General features: G+C 65.4%; 26 protein-coding genes and 1 pseudogene. 18 read left to right on the top strand and 9 right to left on the bottom strand.

Annotation, left to right across the window (positions count from 1 at the left end; genetic code table 11):
• Positions 1-12: 12 nt before the first annotated feature.
• Positions 13-855 (top strand): Rossmann-fold NAD(P)-binding domain-containing protein, encoded by an 843-nt coding sequence (locus tag ABD687_RS02160; RefSeq protein WP_310287655.1) that lies wholly within the window; start codon positions 13-15, stop codon positions 853-855.
• Positions 852-1340 (top strand): anthrone oxygenase family protein, encoded by a 489-nt coding sequence (locus tag ABD687_RS02165; protein ID WP_310287652.1) that lies wholly within the window; start codon positions 852-854, stop codon positions 1338-1340. The genes ABD687_RS02160 and ABD687_RS02165 overlap by 4 nt, the downstream gene beginning before the upstream one ends.
• Positions 1341-1438: 98 nt before the next feature.
• Here ABD687_RS02165 and ABD687_RS02170 read toward each other — a convergent pair whose 3' ends face one another.
• Positions 1439-2149 (bottom strand): TetR/AcrR family transcriptional regulator, encoded by a 711-nt coding sequence (locus ABD687_RS02170; protein WP_310287649.1) that lies wholly within the window; start codon positions 2147-2149, stop codon positions 1439-1441.
• A gap of 104 nt (positions 2150-2253) precedes the next feature.
• On the opposite strand from ABD687_RS02170, the gene ABD687_RS02175 reads away from it, so the two are divergent.
• Both ABD687_RS02175 and ABD687_RS02180 read left to right on the top strand, forming a co-directional pair.
• Positions 2254-3474: a glycosyltransferase gene (locus tag ABD687_RS02175; RefSeq protein WP_344760955.1), complete on the top strand. Its 1221-nt coding sequence runs from the start codon at positions 2254-2256 to the stop codon at positions 3472-3474.
• A 71-nt stretch (positions 3475-3545) separates the two neighbouring features.
• On the top strand, positions 3546-3932 hold the full coding sequence (locus ABD687_RS02180; protein WP_310287643.1) for a VOC family protein: 387 nt from the start codon (positions 3546-3548) through the stop codon (positions 3930-3932).
• A gap of 60 nt (positions 3933-3992) precedes the next feature.
• Here ABD687_RS02180 and ABD687_RS02185 read toward each other — a convergent pair whose 3' ends face one another.
• Positions 3993-4388, bottom strand: a complete 396-nt coding sequence (locus ABD687_RS02185; RefSeq protein WP_310287640.1) for a VOC family protein — start codon at positions 4386-4388, stop codon at positions 3993-3995.
• 165 nt (positions 4389-4553) lie between these two features.
• On the opposite strand from ABD687_RS02185, the gene ABD687_RS02190 reads away from it, so the two are divergent.
• Both ABD687_RS02190 and ABD687_RS02195 read left to right on the top strand, forming a co-directional pair.
• On the top strand, positions 4554-5363 hold the full coding sequence (locus tag ABD687_RS02190) for a DUF1206 domain-containing protein (protein WP_344761014.1): 810 nt from the start codon (positions 4554-4556) through the stop codon (positions 5361-5363).
• An 86-nt stretch (positions 5364-5449) separates the two neighbouring features.
• Positions 5450-5620, top strand: a complete 171-nt coding sequence (locus tag ABD687_RS02195; RefSeq protein WP_310287637.1) for a hypothetical protein — start codon at positions 5450-5452, stop codon at positions 5618-5620.
• 50 nt (positions 5621-5670) lie between these two features.
• On the opposite strand, the gene ABD687_RS02200 is transcribed toward ABD687_RS02195, so the two are convergent.
• Positions 5671-6393, bottom strand: a complete 723-nt coding sequence (locus ABD687_RS02200) for an AAA family ATPase (protein WP_310287633.1) — start codon at positions 6391-6393, stop codon at positions 5671-5673.
• 45 nt (positions 6394-6438) lie between these two features.
• Positions 6439-6879, bottom strand: coding sequence for a VOC family protein (locus ABD687_RS02205; RefSeq protein ID WP_264269008.1), 441 nt, complete (start codon positions 6877-6879; stop codon positions 6439-6441).
• A 204-nt stretch (positions 6880-7083) separates the two neighbouring features.
• Between ABD687_RS02205 and ABD687_RS02210 the strand changes: the two genes are divergently transcribed.
• From ABD687_RS02210 to ABD687_RS02220, 3 genes are all read left to right on the top strand, one after another.
• Positions 7084-7395: a hypothetical protein gene (locus ABD687_RS02210; protein ID WP_217387869.1), complete on the top strand. Its 312-nt coding sequence runs from the start codon at positions 7084-7086 to the stop codon at positions 7393-7395.
• A gap of 142 nt (positions 7396-7537) precedes the next feature.
• The gene (locus ABD687_RS02215; RefSeq protein WP_310287631.1) at positions 7538-8902 is read left to right on the top strand and encodes a dihydrolipoyl dehydrogenase family protein; all 1365 of its coding nucleotides are present in this window, start codon (positions 7538-7540) and stop codon (positions 8900-8902) included.
• Positions 8903-9160: 258 nt separating this feature from the next.
• The gene (locus ABD687_RS02220; protein ID WP_310287629.1) at positions 9161-12733 is read left to right on the top strand and encodes a DNA polymerase III subunit alpha; all 3573 of its coding nucleotides are present in this window, start codon (positions 9161-9163) and stop codon (positions 12731-12733) included.
• Positions 12734-12751: 18 nt separating this feature from the next.
• Here the strand turns inward: ABD687_RS02220 and ABD687_RS02225 are convergent, their stop codons facing one another.
• Entirely contained in the window at positions 12752-13861 is a 1110-nt protein-coding gene (locus ABD687_RS02225) for an ATP-binding protein (protein ID WP_310287627.1), read from the bottom strand.
• Between the two features lie 216 nt (positions 13862-14077).
• Here ABD687_RS02225 and ABD687_RS02230 point away from each other — a divergent pair, with 216 nt between their 5' ends.
• Positions 14078-14455, top strand: a complete 378-nt coding sequence (locus ABD687_RS02230) for a glyoxalase superfamily protein (RefSeq protein WP_264269004.1) — start codon at positions 14078-14080, stop codon at positions 14453-14455.
• Positions 14456-14618: 163 nt separating this feature from the next.
• On the opposite strand, the gene ABD687_RS02235 is transcribed toward ABD687_RS02230, so the two are convergent.
• Positions 14619-15359 carry a hypothetical protein gene (locus ABD687_RS02235; protein ID WP_310287625.1) on the bottom strand — a complete coding sequence of 247 codons (741 nt, stop codon included), beginning with the start codon at positions 15357-15359 and terminating at the stop codon, positions 14619-14621.
• 154 nt (positions 15360-15513) lie between these two features.
• Between ABD687_RS02235 and ABD687_RS02240 the strand changes: the two genes are divergently transcribed.
• Together ABD687_RS02240 and ABD687_RS02245 are read left to right on the top strand one after the other, a co-directional pair.
• Positions 15514-17475: a sensor histidine kinase gene (locus ABD687_RS02240; RefSeq protein WP_310287623.1), complete on the top strand. Its 1962-nt coding sequence runs from the start codon at positions 15514-15516 to the stop codon at positions 17473-17475.
• Positions 17463-18113, top strand: coding sequence for a LuxR C-terminal-related transcriptional regulator (locus ABD687_RS02245; RefSeq protein ID WP_264269001.1), 651 nt, complete (start codon positions 17463-17465; stop codon positions 18111-18113). The genes ABD687_RS02240 and ABD687_RS02245 overlap by 13 nt, the downstream gene beginning before the upstream one ends.
• Here the strand turns inward: ABD687_RS02245 and ABD687_RS02250 are convergent.
• Positions 18110-18562 carry a carboxymuconolactone decarboxylase family protein gene (locus ABD687_RS02250; protein ID WP_264269000.1) on the bottom strand — a complete coding sequence of 151 codons (453 nt, stop codon included), beginning with the start codon at positions 18560-18562 and terminating at the stop codon, positions 18110-18112. The genes ABD687_RS02245 and ABD687_RS02250 overlap by 4 nt on opposite strands.
• Positions 18563-18616: 54 nt before the next feature.
• Positions 18617-18868, bottom strand: a complete 252-nt coding sequence (locus ABD687_RS02255; RefSeq protein WP_310287620.1) for a hypothetical protein — start codon at positions 18866-18868, stop codon at positions 18617-18619.
• Positions 18869-19126: 258 nt separating this feature from the next.
• On the opposite strand from ABD687_RS02255, the gene thrS reads away from it, so the two are divergent.
• From thrS to ABD687_RS02285, 6 genes and pseudogenes are all read left to right on the top strand, one after another.
• On the top strand, positions 19127-21130 hold the full coding sequence (gene thrS, locus ABD687_RS02260) for a threonine--tRNA ligase (RefSeq protein ID WP_310287618.1): 2004 nt from the start codon (positions 19127-19129) through the stop codon (positions 21128-21130).
• A 5-nt stretch (positions 21131-21135) separates the two neighbouring features.
• Entirely contained in the window at positions 21136-21744 is a 609-nt protein-coding gene (locus tag ABD687_RS02265) for an HIT family protein (protein ID WP_264268997.1), read from the top strand.
• A gap of 292 nt (positions 21745-22036) precedes the next feature.
• Positions 22037-22951 carry a pyridoxal 5'-phosphate synthase lyase subunit PdxS gene (gene pdxS / locus ABD687_RS02270; protein ID WP_264268996.1) on the top strand — a complete coding sequence of 305 codons (915 nt, stop codon included), beginning with the start codon at positions 22037-22039 and terminating at the stop codon, positions 22949-22951.
• A gap of 432 nt (positions 22952-23383) precedes the next feature.
• Positions 23384-23818, top strand: coding sequence for a hypothetical protein (locus ABD687_RS02275; protein WP_310287616.1), 435 nt, complete (start codon positions 23384-23386; stop codon positions 23816-23818).
• Between the two features lie 1030 nt (positions 23819-24848).
• Positions 24849-25043, top strand: a complete 195-nt coding sequence (locus tag ABD687_RS02280; RefSeq protein WP_310287615.1) for a hypothetical protein — start codon at positions 24849-24851, stop codon at positions 25041-25043.
• A gap of 228 nt (positions 25044-25271) precedes the next feature.
• Positions 25272-25397 (top strand): annotated as a pseudogene (locus tag ABD687_RS02285) (RHS repeat-associated core domain-containing protein); the annotation flags it as partial.
• Positions 25398-25438: 41 nt separating this feature from the next.
• Here ABD687_RS02285 and ABD687_RS02290 read toward each other — a convergent pair.
• Positions 25439-25612: a hypothetical protein gene (locus ABD687_RS02290; RefSeq protein ID WP_310293556.1), complete on the bottom strand. Its 174-nt coding sequence runs from the start codon at positions 25610-25612 to the stop codon at positions 25439-25441.
• Positions 25613-26036 lie beyond the last annotated feature (424 nt).

A 26036-nucleotide genomic window follows, 5' to 3' on the forward strand; every position in this document is an offset into this window, starting at 1 on the left:
TTGACTGGTGCCATGACCAATACAAATGTGCTTGTCCTCGGCGGTACCGGTCGCACCGGAAGCCGCATCGTTGGCCGCCTTCGCGACCGCGGCATCCCGACCCGTGTGGCCTCGCGGCGGGGTGGCAGTCCGTTCCTGTGGGACGACCGCTCAACCTGGGATGCCGCGCTGCGGGGGGCCTCGGCCGCCTATGTGTGCTATTCGCCGGACCTGGCCTTTCCCGGCGTGGCCGAAATGATCGGGGAATTCGCCGACCGGGCACGGGGCCTGGGGGTGAATCGCCTGGTGCTGCTCTCGGGCCGCGGGGAGGAGGGGGCCCGCGCCAGCGAGAAGGCGGTCCAGGAAACGGCGGCGGAGTGGACGATCATCCGCTCTTCGTGGTTCGCCCAGAACTTCAGTGAACACTTCCTCCTCGGCCCCACCCTGCGCGGACGGCTGGTGCTCCCCGCGGGGGATGTCCGCGAACCCTTCATCGACATCGATGACCTCGCCGAGATCGCGACCGCCGCGCTCATCGGGGACGGTCATGCCGGCGCCGTCCATGAGGTGACCGGTCCGCGCCTGTTGTCCATGCACGATGTTGCGGCCGAGATCTCCGCTGCCGCGGGACGAAACATCGAATATGCGCCAAGCACGGCGGAAGAGTTCGTTGCCGACGTCGCCCGCGACGGAGTGCCGCACGATGATGCCCGGCCGCTGGCCGAACTCTTCGAGTCGATCCTCGACGGGCGCAATGCCTCCGTCACCGCAGATGCGGAATCTGCCCTGGGCCGGCCCGCGACGGACTTCGCCGACTATGCCCGCCGAACTGCTGCCAGCGGAATCTGGAACCCACACATCGAGTCCCACGCGTGAGCGGCACACTCATCACCGCGGCTACCGCCACGTCGGCCGTCTGCGCCGGGGTGGCGGGCGGGGTGTATTTCGCCTTCTCCGCAATCGTCATGCCCGCACTGCGTGCCCTTCCCGCCGACCACGGCGTTGCAGCGATGCGGCGCATCAACACCAGCGCTGTCCGGCTGCCCTTCATGGTCGTCTTCTTCGGGGGCGCCGCCGTCTCGGCCGCTGTGGTAGTCGCGGAACTCGTCTCGGACGCGTCCGCCCCGGGAGCGGCACATCGAATGGCCGGTGCCGGACTGGCACTTGCCGCCTTCGGCATCACCATCGTGCGCAACGTCCCGCTCAACAATGAACTTGCCCGAAACGTGCCCGAGGGCGTGGACGCCGCGGCACGATGGAGCGCATTCGACCGGGGGTGGAGCCCGGCCAACCATGTACGGGCAGCGGCCTCGCTAGCGGCAGTTGTCGTTTTCCTGGATTCCCTGGCAAGAACTGGATGACCAACACCCGTGTCGTTATCCGCCGAAGGCCCTTGGGTCATTCCGCACGGCCAATGCGGTGAAGCGCGGCGGCTGGCCCAGTCCCGGTTGGCGTTCCCTCAGGCCAAACCGGTGGACACCGGTAGCCCCGCACCCGCCAGGTAGTGGCCGATGACGCCGGTGAATAATTCGTCGGGGCTTTCGGGCTCGTGCTGCCCGCCAATAGCGCCGGCCAGCTGCGGGTATTTACCGGACTGGATTGCCTCGGTGAGATACCGCAGGCGTTCCTTCGCTCCGTCGTCGACCGCGCCGGAGCCGGCGGGCCGGGCCAGCTCATTTTGGACGAAGGCGGAGGTGATGGCTGTCATCATGGCCACTGTCTGCAGCTTGGCCGGGCCGGGCATGTTGGCCGATTCCAGTGCGGACAAGGCGTGCTCCAGGTATCCGAGGGCATTGGGGCCCACTGGCTGTCGCGTCAGAAGCAGCGGGGCCAGCCACGGGTGGCGGTGCATGATGGCCCGGCCCTGCCGCGCCAGGTTCAGCAACTGGGCTCGCGGCGGTTCATCGGAGGGTGCGAGGTCGTATTCGCCGCTAACGGTGTCAACCATGATCTCAACGAGCTCGTCGTGGGATCTTAGGTACCGGTACAGGGAGGCCGCGCCTGCCCCGATGTCGCCGGCCACGCGCCGAATGGAGACCGCCGACATGCCGTCTCGGTCGGCGATGGCGATTGCCGCCGTGACGATCTCTGCGCGTGAGTGCCTTGGTTTAGGCCCGACGCCGGAACGCTCCGGCCGCCGCCAGGCATCATGGGGGTCATGCGAGGTCATGGCTGCTCCGGCTTTCCTTCGGTCGCTTGCGTTAGGTCCTGTACCCATTTCACTATATTCTTGATTGCGAACAGTGATCGCAATCAATCGGAATGAGGAGCCCCATGCGAGTACTCATGATCACGCCCGGTACCCGGGGCGATGTAGCTCCCATGGCTGGACTTGGCAGCAGGCTTCAATCCTTGGGGTACGACGTGGCCATCGCGGCCAATGTCGCCTATGCCCCGTTGATCACCGCGGCGGGGTGCGAGCACCGCGAGCTGCCCGGGGACATGAGCCATCTGGTGAGTCCCGCAGCCCCGGGGAAGAGGCCCACCGGCGCGGATCTGCGCAGGTACATGGACGAACTCGGCGACTACATGGACCTGGCTGCGACCGGCACGCTGGCGGCGGCCGAGAGCGGTGCCGAGGTGATCCTGGCCAATGCGATTGCACCCTATGCCTACGATGTGGCCGAAGCCCTCGAGATCCCCGCCATCGGCGCCCATCTGCAACCGACCGAACCCAGCGCCGCCTACCCGCCCGTGGTCCTGGGGACAGCCCGCAGCCTCGGCCCGGCTGGCAACAAGCTACTCGGTTCGCTGGTATCCGCCGGAAAGGCGCCCTACGATGCCCCGAGCGCCCGCATCCGCAAAGCCCTCGGGTTGGGCAAGAAGTCCAGGGCCGCCGCCGATCGGCTGCGAAGAAAAGACAACAGCCCCGTTCTCCACGGCATCAGCCCGACCATATTTCCGCGCCCGGCGGACTGGCGATCCGGACTCTCCCTGGCCGGCTACTGGTGGCCGGAAGCGGAGCCGGGTTGGCAACCGCCCGCGGAGCTGCTCGAATTCCTTGCGGAAGGACCGCCCCCGGTCTTTATCGGCTTCGGCAGCAGCGCCGCACTGGACGCCGACTTCATGCTCGACACGGTTCGCCGCTCCGGCGTCCGCGCGGTGTTGCAAGGTGTCGAAGGTGTCTCCGGATCCGGTGTCATCGGCGTGGGCGCCGTCCCGCACCAATGGTTGTTCCCGCGCATGGCTGCAGTGGTCCACCACGCAGGTGCGGGTACCGCCGCGGCGGGTCTGCGCGCCGGTGCACCGACGGTCAGCGTGCCGATATACACGGACCAACCGTTCTGGGCCGCCAGGATCACGTCCCTCGGCGCGGGCCCGCAACCGGTTCCCTACAAGGAGCTCACCACCGAACGTCTGGCCGCTGCCATCACGCAGGCCACCGCGACGCCGGCGTATGCCGCACGCGCGCGCCACCTGGCGGCAGTGCTCGCATCGGAAGACGGAACCGCGCCAGTCGTGGCAGCACTACGGGCTGCCGGCAAACAGGGGTAGCTCCACAGGGCTCTTTTCCGTATGTGTGGACGTAAAATGGGAGGGCCAGAAGCCCACCAAGGATGGTTCCCATGTCACTTTCAAACAGCCCGTTGACCACCATGATTCCCGTCACCGATGCGGGGCGGGCACGGAAATTCTACGAAGACTCGCTGGGTCTGCCTTTCCGGGAACAGGGTCCGGACGGCAACTTTGTTTTCGCGCTTGACGGCTCCGGAGCGCTGGCCCTGTTCAGCGACCCCGAGGCGAAACCTTCCCCGCACACCGCGGCAAGTTTCGAGGTCAAGGACATCCCCAAGGTCATTGACGAACTCGAGGGCCGCGGCGTGGTCTTCGAGGACTACGACTTGCCGGACCTGAAGACCACCGGCCACATCTGCGACCTGGGCTCGGAGAAGGCGGCCTGGTTCAATGACCCCGACGGAAACATCCTCTGCCTGCACGAGAACACCGCGTAGTCCTCACCTTGTCCTGGCTCTCCTGCCGCCGATGATGGGTGGCAGGAGAGCCACGATTTTCTACGTCGCGCACTGGAAGCGAAGTTCGTGCCCGTCGGGATCCTTCACGTGGGACAGCACCCAGCCGATGGTCCCGGGGTGGACGCCGGGATGCAGTTCTCCCAGGGAGGTCAGCCGGGCGGCGAGTTCTTCCAGTGCCTTGCGGTTTGGCGCGCCGAAGGCAAAGTAGTCGAAACCCGCCACCGTGGACGCCCGCTCCGGGTCGAGCCACAGCCCAAGCGCCGGACCTCCCCGTGGATGACTCATCAGCAGCCCGGTGACGTTGTCACCGTCGCGGAATTCCATGACTTGTTCGTACCCCAGACGGCTCTCGTACCAAGCGCGGCTGCGTTCCAGATCCGTCACCGGAAGCTTCACGTGGTGCACTCCGTCAAGTTCGGGAACCTCGGGATTCATGGGCTTGACCTTTCGTCGGCGGACAGTTCCACGATATGTCCGCAGGCGGCAAAAGCACAGGGTGCAGATGCGTATGCGGTTGCCCGCAAGGGTGGCAGGATGTGGTTATCACCGGAAAGCTTCTTGGGCGGCTTCGCATGAAAGAGGAAAGTCATCAAAAAAAACATTCAGGGTGCCGTCGACGCGACCGAACAGGCCTCGAATTCCCGGGCCTTTGTAGCGGTCGCGAGAGCCGGCTTCGTGGTCAGTGGCATCTTGCACCTGCTGATTGGGGTCATCGCCATCCAGTTGGCCTTCGGGGAATCCGGGGAAGCCGACCAGGATGGGGCGCTTGCGCAGCTTGCCGCCCAGCCTGCAGGGTACGCCTTGCTCTGGATCGGGGCGTCCGCGTGCCTTGCATTGGGTTTGTGGGAAGCCAGCGGTGTGGTCTTTGGCTACCGGAACGCGCCGGCAAAAAAACGAATGGGCAAGAAGCTGGCTGCCGCCGGGCGGGGAGTCGTGTTCCTTGCCTTGGCCGCGAGCTTTGCCTCCTTTGCCTTGGGCAACCGCAAGGACAGTGGCGAATCCACCAGTGACGCCTCGGCCCAAGTCATGCAGATGCCCGGCGGTCCGCTGCTCTTGATGGCCGTGGGCGCCGGCATTGCCATCACCGGAATCGTGTTTGTCGTCCGGGGCCTCATGCAGTCCTTCACCAAGCAGGTGGATCTGCCCGCCTCAAGAACCTTGCGCAGGGTCACCAAGGTCGTGGGCGTTGCAGGCTACGTGGCGAAGGGCATTGCGCTTTTCCTGCTCGGGCTTCTGTTCATCGTGGCGACGTTGCAGGCGAACCCGGAGGAGTCCACGGGGTTGGATGGCGCGCTCAAGTCGGTGCGGGCCCAGCCCTTCGGGGTCTACGTGCTCGCCTTCATCGGGGTCGGGCTGGGATGCTATGGGATCTTCCTGATCTTCAAGTCGCGATTGGCGAAGATGGACTGAGGACTTGCCCCCGTTTGTCCGCAGGGACATGCCCTATCTGAAACCGATGCTGTGGAAACCCGGCGAAAGGCGATAGCGTGGGCCACATGAGTGCAGACACACCGAACGCTGAAAATGAAGAGTTTGAGAACAACCTGACACCCAACACCGACGAACGGATGGTGAGCGAGAAGCAGCTCTCCAAGTGGAAGAGTGAAGGCGGGGCGTTGCCGGCCGACTTCGACCCGGACCGGACCGAGGGCGATTCCGAGCAGTAGCCGCCGATTGCTTTTCCGGGGTGCAGGGCCAAGTGCCCTGCACCCCTTTTCTATAAGTGCCGCAGGTAGCGTCCCGGCATGTTCATGAAGGATCGCCAGTTGGCGACCAGATCGAGGCTTTCCCATTCGCCGGCACGCAATCCCCATGGGCCGACTTCATAAATGTCTGCTCCTGGCAGGGCCGCGAGCAGCGGCGAATGCGTGGATATGACGACCTGGGAATTTCCCTCGGCGATCAGGTCCTTCAGGATGCCCACCAAGGCCAGGGATCCGGAGAACGAGAGTGCCGACTCGGGCTCATCCATTACCCACAGGCCGCCCTCGCGAAACCTGTCCACCATGAGCTCGAGGAACGACTCGCCGTGGCTCATGGTGTGGAATTCCGGGTCCTTGCGCCGCATGGAGGGATTGTCTTCCAAATAGGTGTAAAGCCCGTGCATGGTTTCGGCGCGAAGGAAGTAGCCGCGCCGGCTCGCGCCGGCGTTCCTGACCAGTTGCAGGTGCCGCTCCAGGCCCGATTCCGTGACCCGGGTACTGTGCTGTGCGCCGGTGGAGCCGCCCTCGGGCGAGAGTCCGTAGCCGAGGGCGATGGCCTCCACCAGGGTTGACTTTCCCGAGCCGTTTTCGCCCACGAATATGGTGGCCGGTCCGAAGTCCAGACCCTGGTCTAGAAGCTGGCGCACCGGCGGGAGGGTGTGGGGCCATTGGTCGCGGGGCGCGGGGGAAAGTCCGTCTTCGGCGATGCGGCGGATCGGCAGGTTGCAGAGTCTCACGGGCGGCCGGGATTTTCAGCGGTGAGGGGGGTGCATCGGTGCCGGCTAGACACCGGTGACGGTCCCGTCGTCGTCGATGGCGAAGGACGGGTTGTGCACAAAGTCCCAGCGGAACCCGTCGGGGTCGGCCACGCAGGCGCTGGTGCCGCCCCACTCCCGGAGGGTCGGTGCGCCGATCGAGGTCGCGCCGGCGGCAAGTGCCCTGGCGTAGAGCTCGTTGACCTCCTCGACGCTTGCGCTGTTGTGCCCCACGGATAGCGGCGGAGCCAGCGGGCCGTGGCCGACTTCCCCGTATTCGCCGGGCATGGATTCGACGTTCCACAGTGCGAGCATCAGCCCGTACCCCGCTTGGACGAACAGGATCTCGCCGGGGATGTAGTTGATTTCGCGGAAGCCCAGGCCTGTGACGTAGAAGTCGCGTGAGCGCTGGACGTCGCGCACGCCAAGGGTGAGCGCAGTGATGGCCGGAGGCGTGTTTGAAGTCATGCTCACCAGCATAGGCCCACGTGAGACCCGGGCAATAGGGCCCCGAAACAACAAATCGTCGTACATGCGTTCTAGTCTCCCCTTGTATAGAACAAAGTTTCTAATAAAATGGTTCAGTGCATGGGTGCGGCCCGCTGCCGCCGCCCACCTCTTCGGGGTGTGGCGGCAACGGGCACGTTTGTGCGAGGGGAAGGTGGCGAGCGAATGGGAATCTTTACCCAGTCGATCGAAGTTGACTGCACGCCGGCGGGGGTGCCGATTCGCCTGCGCTGGCAGGGTCGGGAATACAAGCTGGCGGCCGAGCCGGTGCGCTGGTTCGAGCGGCGCAAATGGTGGACCGAGGAATTGCGCGCCGAACGCGGACGCGGGCCGGGGCTCGTGGACTATGAGGTCTGGCAATTGCAGGTCAAGCTCGCCGGCGTGGGGCCGCTGCGCACCTTTGAGGTTTCCCGGCAGGTTGAGACCGGTCGTTGGCGCATCATTCGCATGCCCGAGGCCTACCGGGAGAGCGCCTAGTGCGAAGGATCGGACCACAAGACCCCGCGCCGGTCACCGGGTTCGCGGCCGTGGACTCTGGTTGTTGGAGGGGTGAGGTGCAAGGCTAGGGAGCAGGCGCCTGGATGGCGGCCGCGAGGAACCCAACCACGGGAGTGCTCAGATGGAAGAAGTATTCGATGCGGCAATCATCGGCATGGGCCCCGGAGGCGAGGTCGTTGCCGATCGCCTGCTGACCGCCGGCAAGAAGATCGTGGTCTTCGAATCCGAACTCATTGGCGGGGAATGCGCCTACTGGGCCTGCATTCCCTCCAAGACGATCCTGCGTGGACCTGAGGTGAACATCGAGGCCGACGGCGCCGCGGGTGCCTCCTCGAGCACCCTGGACTGGGAGAAGGCCAGGGACTACCGCGACTACATGGCTCGACACCTCGATGACAGCGCCCAGGCCGAGGGGTACGCCCGGCGCGGGGCAACGGTGGTGCGCGGGAAGGCCTTCATCTCGGGTCCCGGGCACGTGGTGGCCAACGGGGAACAATACCTGGCGCACCACATCATCATCGCCACCGGGACCTCGCCCTCGGTTCCCGACTTCCCCGGGATCGGCGACATCACCGCCTGGACCAACCGTGAGGTCTATACGCTCGACACGCTGCCCCAGTCGGTGGCCATCGTGGGCGGAAGCGCAGTGGCCCTGGAAACGGCGTTCTTCCTGTCCGGATTCGGGGTAGAGGTCACCGTGCTGAATCGCAGCGCACGGCTGCTGGGCCGCGAGGAGCCCGAGGTCTCCGCGCTCGCCGAAGGGTACCTGCGCGAGCGCGGGGTCAAGGTCATGGCCAACAGCTCCGTGGCCGTCGGGCGGCGTGGAGATGGCGGAAGCAGCATCCTGGCGTTGCGCGAAGGCGGAGAGGTCGTGGCCGACGCCGTCATCTTCGCCACCGGGCGCACCCCGCGCACCGAGGGCCTGGATGTGGCCAGGGCGGGGGCGACCCTCGATGGCCGCGGCAACGTTCGGGTGGACGAGCATTGCTGGGCGGCAGAGGGGCTCTGGGCCATCGGGGACGTCACCGGGATCATGCCCTTCACCCACGTCGCCAAGTACCAGGGGCGCATTGTCGCCGACTGCATCCTGGGCAGGGACCGAAACGCGAGCTATGACGGGATCCCGCGCGTGGTGTTCGCCGCCCCGGAGATCGCCGCCGTGGGCCTCACCCGCGAACAGGCCGAGGGGCGCGGGATTGACGCGGTGTCCATCCAGGTCAACCTGCCCGAGGCGATCGCCCGGCCGTGGACCTACGAACAAGACCCGCACGGGGATCTTGGCATCCTGGTGGATCGGCATCGGAGGGTCTTGGTCGGAGCCTGGGCCATTGCCCCGCAGGCCAGCGAATGGATCCACCAGGCGTCCATGGCCATCAGGGGCGAGACCCCGCTGCAGGTCCTGCGCGACGCGGTGCCGCAGTTCCCCAGCTATTCCGAAGCCTATCTGGTGGCCCTAGACAGGCTCGGGGCCGCCGAAGGGATCTAGCCCCCGGGACCGGGGTGGGCATTCTCACCGGAAGAATCCCGCCACAGGTCAGTTGCGGGATCCGGTTGCCTATCCACAATGATTGCGCAGTGGGGTCGTTCCGGGGCTTGAATCGAACACATGTTCTAATATGATGGTGTCATCCCTCCAACGGGCGCGGTGCCCACCCGGACCCCAAGCCCAAACACACCCAGGCCCCTATCGGGGCGCATGGAACAAAGGTGGAGGAGCGGGAATAGGCAAGGAGGGCACACTGGCATGGGCTTCACCCACCTGCACGTCGCCTCGGCCTTCAGCGCACACTACGGGGTTTCCTGGCCCGAGAACCTTGTCGCCGCGGCGCTCGCCGACGGGGCGGATGCCCTGGCCATCACCGACCGCGACGGACTCTACGGAAGCGTCAAGCACCTCAAGGCCTGCATCGAGCACGGAATCGACCCCATCCTCGGGGTGGACCTTGCCATCCTTGAACCCGCACCGCCACGTGCCGCCCACGGCAAGCCCCTGCCCATGCGCACGGCCGGGCGCATCGTCGCCCTGGCCAGGGGGCATGACAGCGGCGCCGGGTACGCGGCACTCTGCCGCCTGGTCACCGCAGCACACCAAAAAGCCCCGGCCACGGCTGCGCCCAAGGGACACATCGGCATCACCCGCGAAGAACTGGCCACCCATGCACTGGGCCCGCAGGGGGAGGCGCTGCTGACCATCCTGCTGGGGCCGGGCTCCGACATCGGTCTGGCCACCGGACACCGCCACTACTCCCAGGCACGCACCGCCCTGCACACCTGGCGCACCCTGCTGGGACCCGAGGCACTGCGGGTGGAGATCACCACCCACCTGAACAACCCAGGGGACAGGCTCAGCACCGCACACGCCATCCGCATGCTGCGCTGCGCCGCCTCCGCTGACATCGCCCCCATCCTCACCAACGCCGTGCGTTACACGGACCCGGACGGGGCGGCCACCGCCGACGTCCTGGACTCCGCGCGGGCGCTGAGCTCCCTGGAAACCCTCAACGACATCCAACCCAACGGGCAGGGCTGGCTCAAGCCCGCCGGGCACATGCACCACCTCGCCACCGAGATCGCCCGCTACGCCTCCGACTCCACCCTGGCTGCCACCCTGCTGCGCAACACCGCCGCGCTCGCCGACTGGGCACGGATCGACCCGGTCCCGGACACCGGATGGGGAATCCCCGTGGTCCCCGAGGCACACATCATCGGCATCACCGCCGAACCCAACGCCGAACTCGCCGCCCGCGCGGAAGCCGGAATCACCCGGCTGCTCCCCGCCGATGCCAACGACCCCGCGCTGCGCCACCGACTCCAGGCCGAACTGTCCACCATCTCCGACCTCGGCTTCGCCCCCTACTTCCTCACCGTCGCGGAAGTCAGCTCCATGATCACGGGGATGGGGATACGCTCCGCCGCCCGCGGGTCCGGCGCCTCCTCACTGGTCAACTACCTCATCGGCATCAGCCAGGTGAACCCCCTGGCCCACGACCTGCTCTTCGAACGCTTCCTCTCCCGCGACCGCGCCACCCTGCCCGACATCGACATCGACGTCGAATCCGCCCAACGCCACAACATCTACCAAAAGATCTTCGACCGCTTCGGGCACCGACGCGTCAGCCTCATGAGCATGCAAAACGGATACCGAGCCAGGGGGGCTGTACGCGACGCCGGCCAGGCCCTTGGCATGGAGGAGGAAGACATCGACGTGATCGCCAAGCAGCTCTGGCGCTTCTCCGCCTCGTCCTTCCGCGAAGCCCTGGAGGAAAAACCCGAACTCGCCCCCTTCGCCGACCGCCTCGGCACCGAAAAACAGCTCGACCTGCTCGTGGACCTCACCGAACGCCTCGACAGGCTGCCCCGCCACATCTCCATGCACCCCTGCGGCGTCATCCTCTCCGACGCGCACCTGCTCGAACGCACCCCCGTGGAACCCAGCGGGATCGGGCTGCCCATGAGCCAATTCGACAAGCACGACATGGACCCCATGGGCATGCTCAAGCTCGACGTGCTGGGGGTGCGCATGCAATCGGCCATCACCTACGCGCTCGAAGAGATCCAGCGCCTCCACCCCGACGCACAGGCAGTCGCCAAGGCGGGGGGACACCAGGGAGCCAAGCCCGGGGAAATCCCCGACTACATCCTGCCCAACGGCGCCATCGACCTCGCCCTGGTCCCACTGGACGACGAACCCACCTTCGAACTCATCCGCTCCACCCACACCCTGGGCTGCTTCCAGATCGAATCACCCGGACAGCGCGAACTCATCGGCAAGCTCGCGCCCAGGGAATTCAACGACCTCATCATCGACATCTCCCTCTTCCGCCCCGGACCCATGAAATCCAACATGGTCAAGCCCTACCTGGAAAACCGCCACGGATTCGCACCCGAAAAATACCCCCACCCGGATTTGGCACCCGCGCTCGCCGAGACCCACGGTGTCACCGTCTTCCACGAACAGGTGCTGCGGATCTTCCACGTGATGACAGGCTGCGGGCTGGCCAAGGCCGATGTCTACCGCAGGCTGCTGGGCAACCCGAAGGCGGAGCCGGCGGTGGAGTCCCTCTTCCGCTCGCGGGCACTGGGGCGCGGCTATTCCCTGGAAGTCATCGACGAGGTCTGGCACACGCTGGCGGCCTTCGGGTCCTTCGGGTTCTGCAAGGCCCACGGGGCGGCCTTCGCCGTGCCCACCTACCACTCGGCCTGGCTCAAGGCCCACCACCCCGAGGCCTTCCTGGCCGGCATCTGGGAACACGACCCCGGCATGTACCCCAAGCGCCTGCTGGTGGCCGAGGCCCGGCGCATGGGCATCGAAATCCTGCCGCTGGACATCAACCGCTCCGCGCCCGGCTACAAGGTGGAAAGGCTCGACGGGCTGCTGCCTCCGGCGCAGTTGCCGGTGGTGCCGCGGGCCGTGGGGGCGGCGCCCCCGGGGCGGTACGGCATCAGGATCTCGCTGCGCGGGATCCGCGGGGTCTCCGAACGCGAGGTTTCCCGGGTGGCGGCCGGACAGCCCTACGACTCGATCGCCGACGTGCGGGCCCGCTCCGGGCTCACCCGCACCTCGCTGAACCACTTTGCCGCGCTGGGCGCCTTCGATTCGCTGCAGGCCGATGTCGGGCGCGGGAACCGTGCCGACCTGGTTGAGCACCTGCGTGCCGGACCGGGAAAGGCCCTGCCGCAGCGCTACCGGCCGATTCCCGGGCAGCTTGCCCTGCCGCTGGGGGACGTGGAGCTTTCCAACATGGCGATCGGGGCGGCGCACACGCCCTTGGACGAGGTGGTGCGCACCGAGCTGGACCTGATGTCCATCGATGTCAGTGCGCACCTGATGGAATCCCACGCCCCGCTGCTGGACTCCCTGGGCGTCTCGCGCGCGCAGGACCTGCTGGGCATGCGCAACGGCACCGAGGTCCTGGTGGCCGGGGTGCGGGTGGCCACGCAGACCCCGCCGATGCGCGGCGGGCGACGGGTCGTGTTCATCTCGGTGGACGACGGCACCGGCTGCGTCGATGCAACGTTCTTCCACGAGGCCCAGCGGCGTTGCGGCCCGCTGCTCTTCTCCACCCGGCTGCTGCTGATCCACGGGCTCACCCGCCGCACCGGGCCCCGCGGCATCAGCCTGCAGGCGCTCGATGCCTGGGACCTGTCGGAAAAGGGCACGCTGCCGGCTCCGGGCTACCTGACCGACCCCGCCAGGGCGCGCAACGAGGACTTCGGGTCCTCCGCCGCCGGGCCTGCCGTGAAGCACACCGGGATGTCGTTGGCCCAACGCATGGCCGCCGAGGACCTGGACACCCGCGGCTATCTGGGTGCCTGATTGCGCCGGGGTTATTGGTTAGCCGAGACGTTCCCCGTTGCGCAGGTGTTCGCGCAATCCAGGAATCGAGTACCTGACTTCGCCGCGTCCGGCCGGTTCGATCAGCCCGGCCTCAATGAGGCGGGCGCGGTAGTTGGCGGCCAATTGCAGCGAGGCCTTCATGCGCTGGGCCACCGCGGCGGTGCTGGACGGGCCGTTGTCGCGGGACATCGCCCGGAGATAGTCCATGTCCCGGTCGGAGGCCTTGGAGATGGCCGGGCCGACAACCATGCGGATGTTTCGCTTCAGGGCCGCGGCAACTGCCTTGTCCGCTGATTCCCGGTCAACCGCGCCCCCACCCCGTTCGGCTTCCTTCCACAGGAAGTAGCCGATCAGCTGGATGAGGAACGGGTAGCCGAAGCTCGCCTCGGCCGCCTCTTCCAGGAACCCGTCGGGAAACCGGATCCCGGCCGCCGAGAATTGCCGCGCGTAGGAATCCCTGACATCCCTAACCTCGACGGAGTGCAGGTCGATCTTGTCGGCCCTGCGAAGGAAGGTCGCCACGCCTTCGTTGAGGATGTCGGAGATCGCAGCCGGCAGGCCGGCGCAAACGAAGCTGATGGGCAGCCCGTCCCGCACCCAGTGCTGGATGACGGCGGCCAGCTGCAGCAATTCACTGCGGTCGGCGTCCTGGATTTCATCCAGCGTGATCAACAGCCCGGTGCCATTTTCATCCAGGCGATGCAAGAGCTTCGCCCCGAGATTGCGGAACTCGACCTGGCGCTCCCGGGGAAGCTGCGTGGTGACCCCGAAGCCGGCGGCCGAGAACGCAAGAATTTTCCTGGGTGGCGGGCCGTCACCCAATTCCTCATCGATGAGGAGTGCGGAGTCTGCGATCCTTGCCAGGAAGCCTGCGGTGGAAGTCTCGGAGATGACGGCCCAGCCCTGCTCCTGCGCCAGCCCCTGCGCCTCGTTGAGCATGACGGTCTTCCCCACGCCGCGGGCCCCGGTGATGATGCTCAGCAAACCCAGGACGCCGGACCGGATGCGCAGACCGTATTCGAACTCTTCCAAGGTGTCGTTTCGGTCAATCAGCTCCGGGGGAGTCCTGCCGAAGGTCGGCCGGAACGGGTTTTGCAAGCCTGACATCGGATCTCCTGCCGGTGAAATGGTGTGAATTCTATTTATTCACACTTTACACATCTATTCATAACGCAGCCAGCCTGACCATACAACCGGGCAGCGAGGATCTGACCCAATGGGCCCGGTTGCGCGACGCCGCCATCGAGTGCTTCGCCGCGCACGGGTTCGGTGAATCCCGCAACCTCTTTACACGGGTTTCGTGGCGGCGTTAGCGTGTGCAGCATGGATTGGAAACTGGAGCTTGTGTTTGTCCCCGTGTCCGATGTGGACCGCGCCAAGGATTTTTACGTGAACAAGGTCGGGTTCAATGCCGACTACGACGAGCGGCCCACCGAGTCGATCCGCTTCGTCCAGCTGACCCCGCCGGGGTCGGCCTGCTCGATCACCATTGGCGAGGGACTGAACGATGCTGCGCCCGGGACCGCACCCAGCCTGCAGATGGTGGTCAGCGACATCCAGGTCGCCCACGACCAGCTCAAGGCCAACGGCGTGGATGTCAGCGACATCGACATCCAGCCGTGGGGGCATTTCGTTCACTTTGCCGATCCGGACGGGAACAAGTGGGCGGTGCAATACCTGCCGCAGCGGCCGAACGGATAGCCACTCAACCGGCAGTAAATTGCCGGTCAGGCCCTTGTTGCGGGTTCTTCGAGGGACGGAGCGGGAACTGCGGTTTCGCAGGAACGAGCCGCAGCAATAGGAAGGCCCCGATTCCTCACCAGGACGGTGAAGACCGGGGCGATCCGTCAATTTCGCGTCCAACTTAGCGTCGGCCGGTAACCCGCTTGCTGGGCGGCAGGTCCCATTCGCCGTTGCCCATGCGCAGGACGGCCAGGCTCACCATGAAACTCGCCACGGTCGTCAAGCCCCAGCCTAGCGTCACGTCAAGCAGCCTGCTGGGAATCACCACTGCCGCAATGAAATGGAACGGTTGGGAGACCATCAGGGCAATGGCCGCCCACCATTTGATGATTCCGGCCCGCCCCAGCGCAATGCCAATCAGCACCATGCCCCCGATGTGTCCAATGAGCCAGATGATTCCTCCCACGGCCGCGAAAGTGCTGTCTTGGAGTGCGACACCGATCGCGGTAATGCTCGGTTGGCCGAAACCGCTGGCACCCAATTGCGAGACCAAATAGTCCATGTTGACCGTGGTCGCACCCATGCTCCATCCAACAAACGTGAGCGCGCCGCCAATGGTGGCCAAGGCAGGCGATCCCCGCCTGGCCACATATGCGATCGCCACAACGCCAAACAGCAATGCCGGGGCGAAGAAGAGTCCGGACCACACCATGAAGTCCAACGTCGACCCATGGGCCAGGGACTGGGCCACCACCGACGCCGGGGCATCGGTGGTCCAGTACGGCATGATGGCTCGGATCACGAGGATTCCCAGCGGGCCGAGCGTAATGACCAGGGCGGCGGCGATCCGCCAAAAGGTGCGCATGTCCCGCGCCGCAGCCAGCGACGAAGACTCGGCGCGCACCTCGTTCATCCGTGTCATGGTCTTGCCTTCCTTGATAGGGGGCGGCGATGGGTTCGTCAGCCACAACCCCAGCATGGGCGGATGCGGAGCAGCACGAATCGTGGAGGGCACCTGAAAAACCTCGGTGCTGGCACGGAGGGCCCAACCATGGATCCGGGCTTATGCTGTGCCCATGGCATGGGCCCGCGCGGTTTCGATTGCAGTGCTTCCGCTGGCGGCGGTGTCGTTGTCGTTGGCGGCATGGGCGCTGACTTCCGGCGTGGATGCGCCCGCCGCACGTTGGCTGGGGCTCTGCATCTTCATGTCCCTGCCCGCGCTCGTCTTGGGGCACCTCATCACCCGTCGCCTGCCGCGCCAGGGCGTGGGCGCGCTCCTGGGTTGCGCAGGGCTGGTGATCCTCGCCGTGGGCTGCACCGACACCTATCTCGCGGCCGCGAAAGCATCCAGTGCCCTCCCGGTGAACGGCCTGTGGATCTCCTTGGCCCAGGGTGCCTGGATGCTGCTCTACCTGCCGTGGGCGCTGATGCTCCTGGTGTTTCCCTCTGGAATCCTGGGTGATCGGTCCGCCCGGCGACTGGCTGCCGGGCTTACGGCAGTCGCCGCGGTCTTCGGGGTCTTGGCAGCCTTGAGCCCCGCACCCTATGGAGATCCATTTCAGCAGCACCGGGGGCTGGGTTCGGTGCCCGGTGCAGACATTGCCGCCGTCGCCCTGTTGCCGGGCTTTCTGGCCCTCCTGGTGCTCAGCGTCGTAGACCTAGGCAGGCGATTCAGGCGGGCCGATCCCGCCGAAAGAAACCAGATCCGCTGGCTGGCGCTGGCCGGGACCGGCATTCCCGCAACCCTGCTGCTGTGTTGGGCCGGGTATCTGGTGAACCGCAACGAATCCATCGTGATGGTCGGGCTGGCGGCCATGTACCTGTTCATCCCCGCTGCCATCGGCCTGGCGATTCTGCACGAGGACCTCTTTGACGCCGGGCGCGTGCTGGTCTCGGCGATGGGCGTGGGTGCGGTGCTCGGTGCCGTCGTGGCCTTGGCCGTGCTGCTGATGTGGTGGCCCGGGACTGGGTCCCGGCCGGCCATGGCACTGGTCGTGGCCGGCACCGCCGCGGGGACAGTGGTCCTGATGGCGCTGCGGCCACGCATCCAACGCCTGATCGGCCGCCTGGTCTACGCCGAGCACGAGCGCCTCGTCGAGACCCTGAAGGCGTTTGAAAACCGGGTCTTCACCAATGCGGCACGGCCTGCGGACCTCGAGGGGATCCTGCGCGCCGCCACCGCCGACCCCCTGCTGCGGATCGGCTATGCCCTCTCGTCCGGCGACGGTTTTTGCGATGCGAGCGGTTCCCGGCTTGGGGCGGACTCCGGGATACCCGTGGCCCTGTCCGGGAAGGTCTCCGGGATCCTCATTCCGGGTCCGGGGCGCGGCCGGGTGTTCAACGCCGAGGCCACCAGGGCGCTGGCGCTGATGCTGGAGATGGGGCGGCAGCAGGTTGAACTTTCCGGGGCGCTGGCCGAAGTTGATGCCAGCCGCACGCGCCTGCTCTTGGCCTCGCTCGCCGAACGCAAGCGCCTCGAGCGAGACCTGCACGACGGCGCGCAGCAACGGCTGGTTGCCCTGGGCATGGGACTTCGGCTGATGCAGCGGCGGCTGCCGGCCAACGGCCAGGAACTTGCCGCCCAGCTTGACGCCGCGGTCGCCGAACTGGCCACCGCGGTAGCCGAATTGCGGCAAATTGCCCACGGCATCAGGCCCAGCGCCCTGGACGAGGGGCTCGAGACCGCACTTCGCCAACTCAGCGGCAGGTCCCCGACCCCCGTGTCGCTGCACATTGACGGGCACCTGGCCGACGTGCCGGAGGTTGTTGGCGCGACGGCCTACTTCGTGGCCGCGGAGGCGGTGCACAATGCGAACAAGCATGCCGCGGCGCAGCGCATCACCGTGCGACTGGGGTCGGAGGGGCAGGCCATCAGGCTGTATGTCAGTGATGATGGCCGCGGCGGAGCCCGGAGCACCCCGGGTGGGGGACTTGCCGGGCTGGACGACAGGGTCAACGCGTTGGGCGGAAAATTGGTTGTCAGCAGCGAGAGCGGTTGCGGCACCACCATCGAGGCGGTGCTGCCATGCGGCTGGTGATTGCCGAGGACTCCGCGCTCTTTCGCCAGGGGCTTGCGAACCTGCTGGTGGATGCCGGGCACGAGGTGCTCGCGGCCGTCGGCGATGCCGAGGCGGCAGTGTTGCAAACAAGGGCCCTGGGACCCGATGTCTTGATCTGCGATGTGCGCATGCCGCCGGATCTCAGCGACGACGGCGCGCGCGCCGCCGTGGTGCTGCGCGGCGAGTTTCCCCGGCTTGGCATTGTGCTGCTGTCCCAGCGCATCGAAACCAAACACACTGCACGGTTGGTCCCCGGTGGATATTTTGCCTACCTGCTCAAGGACCGGGTGCTGGACGTGAATGAATTCCTGGACACCCTGCGCCGGGTGCGGGAGGGTGGAAGTGCCCTGGATCCGGAACTGGTTCTCGAACTCATCGGCGCGGCACGCACGAACCGCACCGTGGAATCCCTGACCCTGCGCGAGCGCGAGGTGCTGGCGCTGATGGCCGAGGGGCGCACCAACCTGGGCATTGCCCAGCGCCTGTGGCTGACCGAACGCACCGTGGAGACACATGTGGGCAACATCCTGGCCAAGCTCGAGCTGCCCGTGGCCGCGCAGGACCACCGCAGGGTCCTGGCGGTCATCGCCTACCTGCAGGCGCAGGGACGCACCTAGGGCTTGACCGGGTAGCGGGACGTGATCGCAACCCGGTTGAACATGTTGATCGCCGCGCTCAGCCAGGCGACCGCGGAGATCTGTTCGTCGGACAGCACCGCCCTGGCCATGGTGTACACCCCATGCGGGACGTGGTCCACCGAGACCAAGGTGATGGACTCGCACAATGCCAAGGCCGCGCGTTCCACCGCCGTGAAGTATTCGGAGTCGGCCCACGCCGAGACCAAGGCCAGGCGGTCGGTGCTCTCGCCGAGTTTCAGGGCGTCGCGGGTATGCATGCGCAGGCAATAGGTGCAGCCATTGATTTGCGAGGCCCGCACCTTGAGCAGCTCGCGAAGCTTGGGATCGATTCCCGCGGCATCGGCGGAATCGCTGGCGGCCTTGTTCATGGCGAGCAGCGCCGCATACGCAGCAGGATCGGACTTGCTGAGATTAACCCTGGGTTCCATGCCTAGATGCTAGCCCGGCTTGTCGACAAGTAGTAGAGGGGCTGAATGCCGGCCTCAGGAACCCGGCAGCCCGCGTTTGGACAGATGGGCCCGTACATTGGGCATCAACAGGTCCTGGCGATATTCGCCGATGCGCTGCACGAGGCCCTCTGCCTCCGCGGTGACGCCGGCGGGGCTCCACGCTTGATCGCGTTTCCCGCGCCCACCGAATTTGAGGGCTCCCGCATCAACGAGCTTCTGGATCCCCGAGTTGGCGGCGGTTTCGCTGGGATTCAGGAGCCGCGCGGTCGTTCCGACCGCGAGCAAGGGTTGGCCAGGGTTCAGGCCCTAACCTTGGCTGACTCCATTGGATAGCGGCTGTGTTGACCAAGGTTGGCTCCCCAACCTTGTCCCGCCCGTGCATCGGGAGCGTGCCCGCGACTCGCACTGCCCTGCCAGGACACGATGACATGCACGGTTTTCGATTGGTTGGCACGCGCGGGCGTCGGTTAAGCTGGTGGTTGGCTGGCTGTGGCCACCGTACGCCACAAGCCCTGAAGCCGAACCACGAAACGAGGAACCGTAGTGCTTGAGCAAATCACACTGACCGTCGATGGGGAACAACGCGAGGTGAATGCCGGCACTACCGGGGCCGAGCTGTACTTTGACGACCGCGAGGTCGTTGTCATGCACGTCGATGGCGTGCTGCGCGATTTGGCCCGCCCACTGGAGGCCGGAACCGCCGTCGAACGCGTCACCATCGATTCCCCCGCCGGGCTCGAGGTCCTGCGCCACTCCACCGCGCACGTGATGGCCCAGGCCGTGCAGCAGCTGCGCCCGGACGCCAAGCTGGGCATCGGCCCGTACATCACCGATGGCTTCTACTTCGACTTCGACGTCGCCGAGCCGTTCACCCCCGAGGATTTGAAGACCCTCGAGAAGATGATGCTCAAGATCGTGAACCAGAACCAGAAGTTCGCCCGCCGCGTCGTCACCGAGGACGAGGCCCGCAAGGCCATGGCCAACGAGCCGTACAAGCTCGAGCTGCTGAACAAGGCCAACGAGGCAGATTCCGCCGGCGAGGGCGTCAACGTCGAGGTCGGTGCCGGCGAAATCACCATCTACGACAACGTCGACCGCAAATCCGGCGACGTGGTTTGGTGCGATTTGTGCCGCGGCCCGCACCTGCCCAACACCAAGCTGATCTCCAACGCCTTCGCGCTGACCCGCACCTCGGCCGCCTACTGGCTGGGCAACCAGGACAACCAGCAGCTGCAGCGCATCTACGGCACGGCCTGGCCGACCAAGGATGCCCTGAAGGCCTACCAGGAGCGCATCGCCGAGGCCGAGCGCCGCGACCACCGCAAGCTCGGCGTCGAGCTGGACCTCTTCTCCTTCCCGGACGAGCTGGGTTCGGGCCTGCCGGTGTTCCACCCGCGCGGCGGCATCATCCGCAAGGAAATGGAAGACTACTCCCGTGCACGCCACGTCGAGGCCGGCTACGAGTTCGTCTACACCCCGCACATCACCAAGGGCCACCTCTACGAGGTCTCCGGGCACCTGGACTGGTACCGCGACGGCATGTTCCCCCCGATGCACGTGGACGCCGAGCTCAATGAAGACGGCACGGTGCGCAAGCCCGGCCAGGACTACTACCTCAAGCCGATGAACTGCCCGATGCACAACCTGATCTTCCGCTCCCGCGGACGCTCCTACCGCGAACTGCCGCTGCGCCTGTTCGAATTCGGTTCGGTCTACCGCTATGAGAAGTCCGGCGTGGTCCACGGGCTGACCCGCGTGCGCGGCATGACCCAGGACGACGCGCACATCTACTGCACCAAGGAGCAGATGAAGGATGAGCTGACCGAAACGCTGAACTTCGTGCTGGGGCTGCTCAAGGACTACGGGCTGGACGACTTCTACCTGGAGCTCTCCACCAAGAACCCGGAAAAGTTCGTCGGCGACGACGCCATCTGGGACGAAGCCACCCGCACCCTCGCCGAGGTCGCCGAGGCCTCCGGCTTGGAATTGGTCCCGGATCCGGGAGGAGCGGCGTTCTACGGTCCGAAGATCTCCGTCCAGGCCAAGGACGCGCTTGGCCGCACCTGGCAGATGTCCACCATCCAGCTGGACTTCAACCTGCCCGAGCGCTTCGAGCTCGAATACCAGGCCGCCGACGGCACCCGCCAGCGCCCGGTGATGATCCACCGTGCGCTCTTCGGCTCGGTCGAACGCTTCATGGGCGTGCTCACCGAGCACTATGCCGGCGCCTTCCCGGCCTGGCTCTCCCCGGTTCAAGTCGTGGGCATCCCCGTGGCCGAGGCCTTCAACGAGTACATGTTCGATGTGATCGACAAGCTCAAGGCCGCGGGCATCCGGGCCGAGGCCGACATCTCCTCGGATCGTTTCCCGAAGAAGATCCGCACCGCGTCCAAGGACAAGATCCCGTTCGTGCTCATTGCCGGCGGCGAGGACGCGGAGGCAGGTGCGGTGTCCTTCCGCTTCCGCGACGGCAGCACTGACAACGGCGTGCCGGTGGACGAAGCGGTGGCACGCATTGTCGCCGCGGTGAAGAACCGGGAAGCCTAGAACCCATGGGGGAGTCCACACGCGAACACGCCATCGAAGCACCGCGCGGTATTTCGCAGGAGGAACAGGACGCGGCCATCACCGACGATTTCGAGATCGCCGGGGTGCCCGATTCCTTCCAGCGCCTGTGGACTCCCTACCGGATGGCCTATATCAAGGCCGGCCAAAACCGGGACAAGGGCGAGGAGGCCTGCCCGTTCTGTGTTGGGCCGACCCGCAGCGACGAGGATGCGCTGATCCTGCACCGCGGGAAGACCGCGTATGTGATCCTGAACCTCTTCCCCTACAACCCGGGGCACCTGCTCATCTGCCCGTACCGGCACGTTCCGGACTACACGGACATCACCGAGGAGGAAACCGCGGAGATGGCGGCCCTGGCGCAAAAGTCCATGCGGGTGCTGCGCCACGTCTCCCGTCCCACTGGATTCAACCTGGGCATGAACCAGGGAGTCACCGGAGGAGCCGGCATCGCCGCACACCTGCACCAGCATGTCGTGCCGCGCTGGGCGGGGGACGGGAACTTCTTCCCGATCATCGCCCAGACCAAGGCGATCCCCGCCACCTTGAGCGACATCCGTGAGGACCTGGCCGCCGGTTGGCTTGAGATCGACTAAAGACGAATAGAAATCCATGAATGGACTGCCGTGCGTGTGCGCGGCGGTCCATTCAGTTAAGTCCCGGGCGCCCCTAAGTGGACTTGGTCTTGCGCTCGGCGGGATTCCTGTGCGCCGCCGACAAAACCCTATGATCCAGCGGAAAACGATGTTTTGCTGGTAGGCGGGCAGTCCGAAAAATATAGGGGACTTATCTACTGATATTCATTTGTGACGACATGACCGAGGTCTTTATTACGTCCCCGTCCTACGATGATTCGCATACTGCTCACCTTATTGAAAGGAAACCAAGGTGTCTGAAAACGAAGGCGTCTCGACCCCCGCAACTACCGTAGGTAGCGACCGCGTCAAGCGCGGCATGGCGGAAATGCTCAAGGGCGGCGTCATCATGGATGTTGTCACTGCCGAACAGGCCCGCATCGCCGAAGACGCAGGCGCCGTCGCCGTCATGGCGCTCGAGCGCGTCCCGGCCGACATCCGCGCCCAGGGCGGCGTTTCTCGCATGAGCGACCCGGACATGATCGACAGCATCATCGATGCCGTGTCGATCCCCGTCATGGCCAAGGCCCGCATCGGCCACTTCGTCGAGGCCCAGATCCTTCAGTCCCTGGGTGTCGACTACATCGACGAGTCCGAGGTCCTTTCCCCGGCCGACTACGAGCACCACATCGACAAGTGGCCGTTCAAGGTCCCCTTCGTCTGCGGCGCCACCAACCTCGGTGAGGCACTGCGCCGCATCAACGAAGGTGCTGCCATGATCCGCTCCAAGGGCGAGGCCGGCACCGGCGACGTCTCCAACGCCACCGGGCACATGCGCAAGATCCGCGCCGAGATCGCCAAGCTGGCGGCCCTGCCCAAGGACGAGCTGTACGTGGCCGCCAAGGAACTGCAGGCCCCGTACGAGCTGGTCAAGGAAATCGCGGCCACCGGCAAGCTCCCGGTCGTGCTCTTCACCGCCGGCGGCATCGCCACCCCGGCCGACGCAGCGATGATGATGCAGCTGGGCGCCGACGGCGTCTTCGTGGGCTCGGGCATCTTCAAGTCCGGCAACCCGGCACAGCGTGCAGCCGCCGTGGTCAAGGCCACCACCTTCTACAACGACCCGGACGAGTTGGCGAAGATCTCCCGCGGCCTGGGCGAGGCCATGGTCGGCATCAACGTCTCAGACATCCCGGCGCCGCACCGCCTGGCCGAGCGCGGCTGGTAACACCTGACGCTCACCTGTTGGTAGATCCGGTTTTGCCGGTGGTCGGGCCTGTCGAGACCTTTGTCTCGGCGGGCCCGGCCACTTTCGCTTTTAAGTAAGGATTTCACCCCATGCACCGTTCACAGGCCTTCCTGCCTACCTCATCGCACCACTGAAGTACGACGGCGAACTCGAGCCGAGTACTTTGATTCTTGGTGCGAAACGCTGCTGCTGCGAGGATGTCCGGTGTGACCGTTCTTGCTACCTCGGATGCCGGTGTGACCTTCTTTCACGGTTCCCGGGCGCTTCCGATTTGGGCCCGAATTTGGGCTCGAACCCGAATTGGATGAGGCACTCCTTTGCTGCGTACGGTGGAGCCCACGCGGGCGCTATTGTTGAAGGCGCGAAATTTGTCGGTGGAGAAGTTATTGAGAGACGGACAGGAGTAGAGCCGTGGTAGCAAAAAATGATGGTGCGGGTGCGGATAAGCGGGATCCGGATCCGGATACTGAGTTCACTGAGCAGGATCTACTACTTGGAAGGAAGGCCTCGAAATTTGTAGACATTATTTGTATCATTTCTTTTGTCGTAAGCATATTAGTTGCAATTTTCGTTTTTATGAACGTTCCATTGGACACCAGAATGCCTTACGATGGAAAATATGATCGCAGTGGAAGTGGAATTCCCATGCCGATTGCGTTGGTTATGTCTCCGATATTCATTGTTATTTTTTGGCGAACAGGCAAGAAACCTGACGCTCATCATATGCGTAAAGGATCAAGAATTGGCTTGTATATCCTTGGGCCGGCCTTGATGGCAGTAAGCGTCTATTTTCAATTCGTTTTTGCGGAGGGGATTCTCGTTGAAGGGGGATACCTTGCGGGGTGAAGTGATTCTGGGGTCCGGGCATCGGTGGTCTGAACCGAAGTAACTCGGCTCACCCCAAGACCCTTCCTTGATGGCGTGTCGCAGGATCAGGTCGATGCCCGGGTATCGGGTGTGGGTCACGGTGAGGCTCAGGCATGGTTCCTCGAAAGCAGGAGATTCACGCTTCGTCGTCATCGGATCCAGGGTGATCGTCAGTCGGCCCAGGGTCTGGACTTGGGTGGCGGGGTCGAAGTGATTCGTGTCGACGCACGGCCGTTCCCGGATGGTGTGGCGCAGGACCCGGCCGGTGCCGGCGTAGCGGGTCTGGGTCTCGGTCAGGTTTCGGCATGGCTCGGCGACCGCGCCATCTCGTGGCCCATGGGCGCCGCGGCCAGGGGGTCGTCAGGAAGCCCGGGGCAGTGGGATCGATGTCGCCGGTTGCTGTGAGGATCCGCCGAACCGACGAGAATCCCGCCCGCTAGCGCTCCCAAGGCGTCCCGCGTCGACCAGTCCTTGCGAGGGGTGGTGCCGTAGTGCATTCCCGTGTTGACAGTGTCTCCGCCGATTCCGTTGGAGACCGCAGACCTGCCCATCTGTCGTCCCGGCAACCTCGCGATGTAGCGCCCAGCACTCGTGCTGACACGCGATTCCTGACCGAGCAAGGGGCAGACCGAGTTGGAGGCATTGCTGTTGGTCGGGTGAATACCGAGTTGCATCCTGGTGTCCCGGAACGCGAGGATCTCTGGAACGGTGGAGTCCAGGGATTTGTCATGGGAGGCAGCGGGCCAGCGACTGGCCGTCATTCTAGCGGTTGGTGAAACGAGTTGTAGAGGGATATTGATGACTAGCGAGAGGCCGGCTCAAAAGGCGGGCGGGCAACGATCCAAGTGGTTCTGGAAAATCGCTGCAATTTTCACGATTTTTGGCGCTGCCGGCGTTCTGTTAATCCCTCTGTGGAACTCAATTGGGGTCGAGGCAATTCAGTGCGAGGTGGTGTCTGCGGAGCCGCGGACGAGCTCGGGGCTCGAGGGGTTCGGTGTCGAGGGCAGGGGTGTTGGTCAACACGTCGAATTGCGGGGATATCTACGTCGACCGCGGCGTCAACTTCGATAACCAGGAGGAGGTTGCGGCTTCCTTCACGGCCGGTGATGAGTATGAGTTCGACATTGGATGGTTCTCCCGGGTCATTATGGAGGGAAGCTTCGACCAAGGCCTGTCTGCACAGGAGTATCGCCTGGTGCCCTGAGCGAGGGCAACCAGGGTAAGCCCCGTGGTCGACCCTGACCCCGTGGATGATTCCGGCGGTGGCCATCAGAGACAGACGGATCTGCCGTTTTGGCAGCCGCCCGCCGATCCCTACGGGCAAGGACGGGGTTGATGACCCATCGACCCCCGGCACGGTCCCGTTACTGATCCGCCGGGCGCACGTTCGTTATTGTGCGAGGAACCTCGGAGCGCGGCCTGGTGCCAGGGGGTGCGTGCGTATGACCCGTCCGTTCGCGGTTTTCTGTCGACTGATCCCTTGGCGCCGGTCCTGGGTGCGGGGTGGGATGGCAACCCGTATGCCTATGCGGGCAATAATCCGCTGAATGCGACGGATCCGACGGGGCAGCGTCCGCTGACCGACGCTGAGTTGAAGGCCTACGACGGATCGGTCGGCGGCAGTGTGGTTTCCGCGGTGGGGGATTGGTGGAAGGGCAACTGGGAGTATGTCGCCGGGGGTGCGATGGTGGTTGCCGGCGGCGCGCTCATGGCCACCGGTGTTGGGGGGCCGGTGGGGATGATGCTGATCGGTGCCGGTGCGGACACGATCATTCAGAAGGCCACGACCGGCGATGTGAACTGGGGGCAGGTGGCCCTGACGGGAGCTGTCGGGCTGGTTGCCGGCCCTTTGGCCGGACGGGTGGATGGCCTTGTCGCTTCCGGAGTCGGACGTGCCGGGACCGCGGTGACCTCGCGGTTGCTGCCGGCTGCGGGCCGCATCGGCTCCGCAGCGGTTTCGGGGGCAAGCCGGGCGGGTGCGGCCGTCTCGGCGGTTTCCTCGCGGGCTGGTTCTGCGGTGGCTTCGGGTGTCTCGCGTGTCGGTTCGAGTGTTGGGGGCTACGTCGCGAGGTTGCCGGGACGGCAGATGGTCAGGTCTGCGGTCTCCAACGGCATCGGCGGAGGCGCGGTCAACACGGGAATGTACTACGGGACACACACCTCGAAAGGATTGGTCGACGCGGGGCGGTTTGGGAGC

The sequence above is a fragment of the Paeniglutamicibacter sulfureus genome (genome assembly GCF_039535115.1).
GTDB classification, from domain to species: Bacteria; Actinomycetota; Actinomycetes; order Actinomycetales; family Micrococcaceae; genus Paeniglutamicibacter; species Paeniglutamicibacter sulfureus.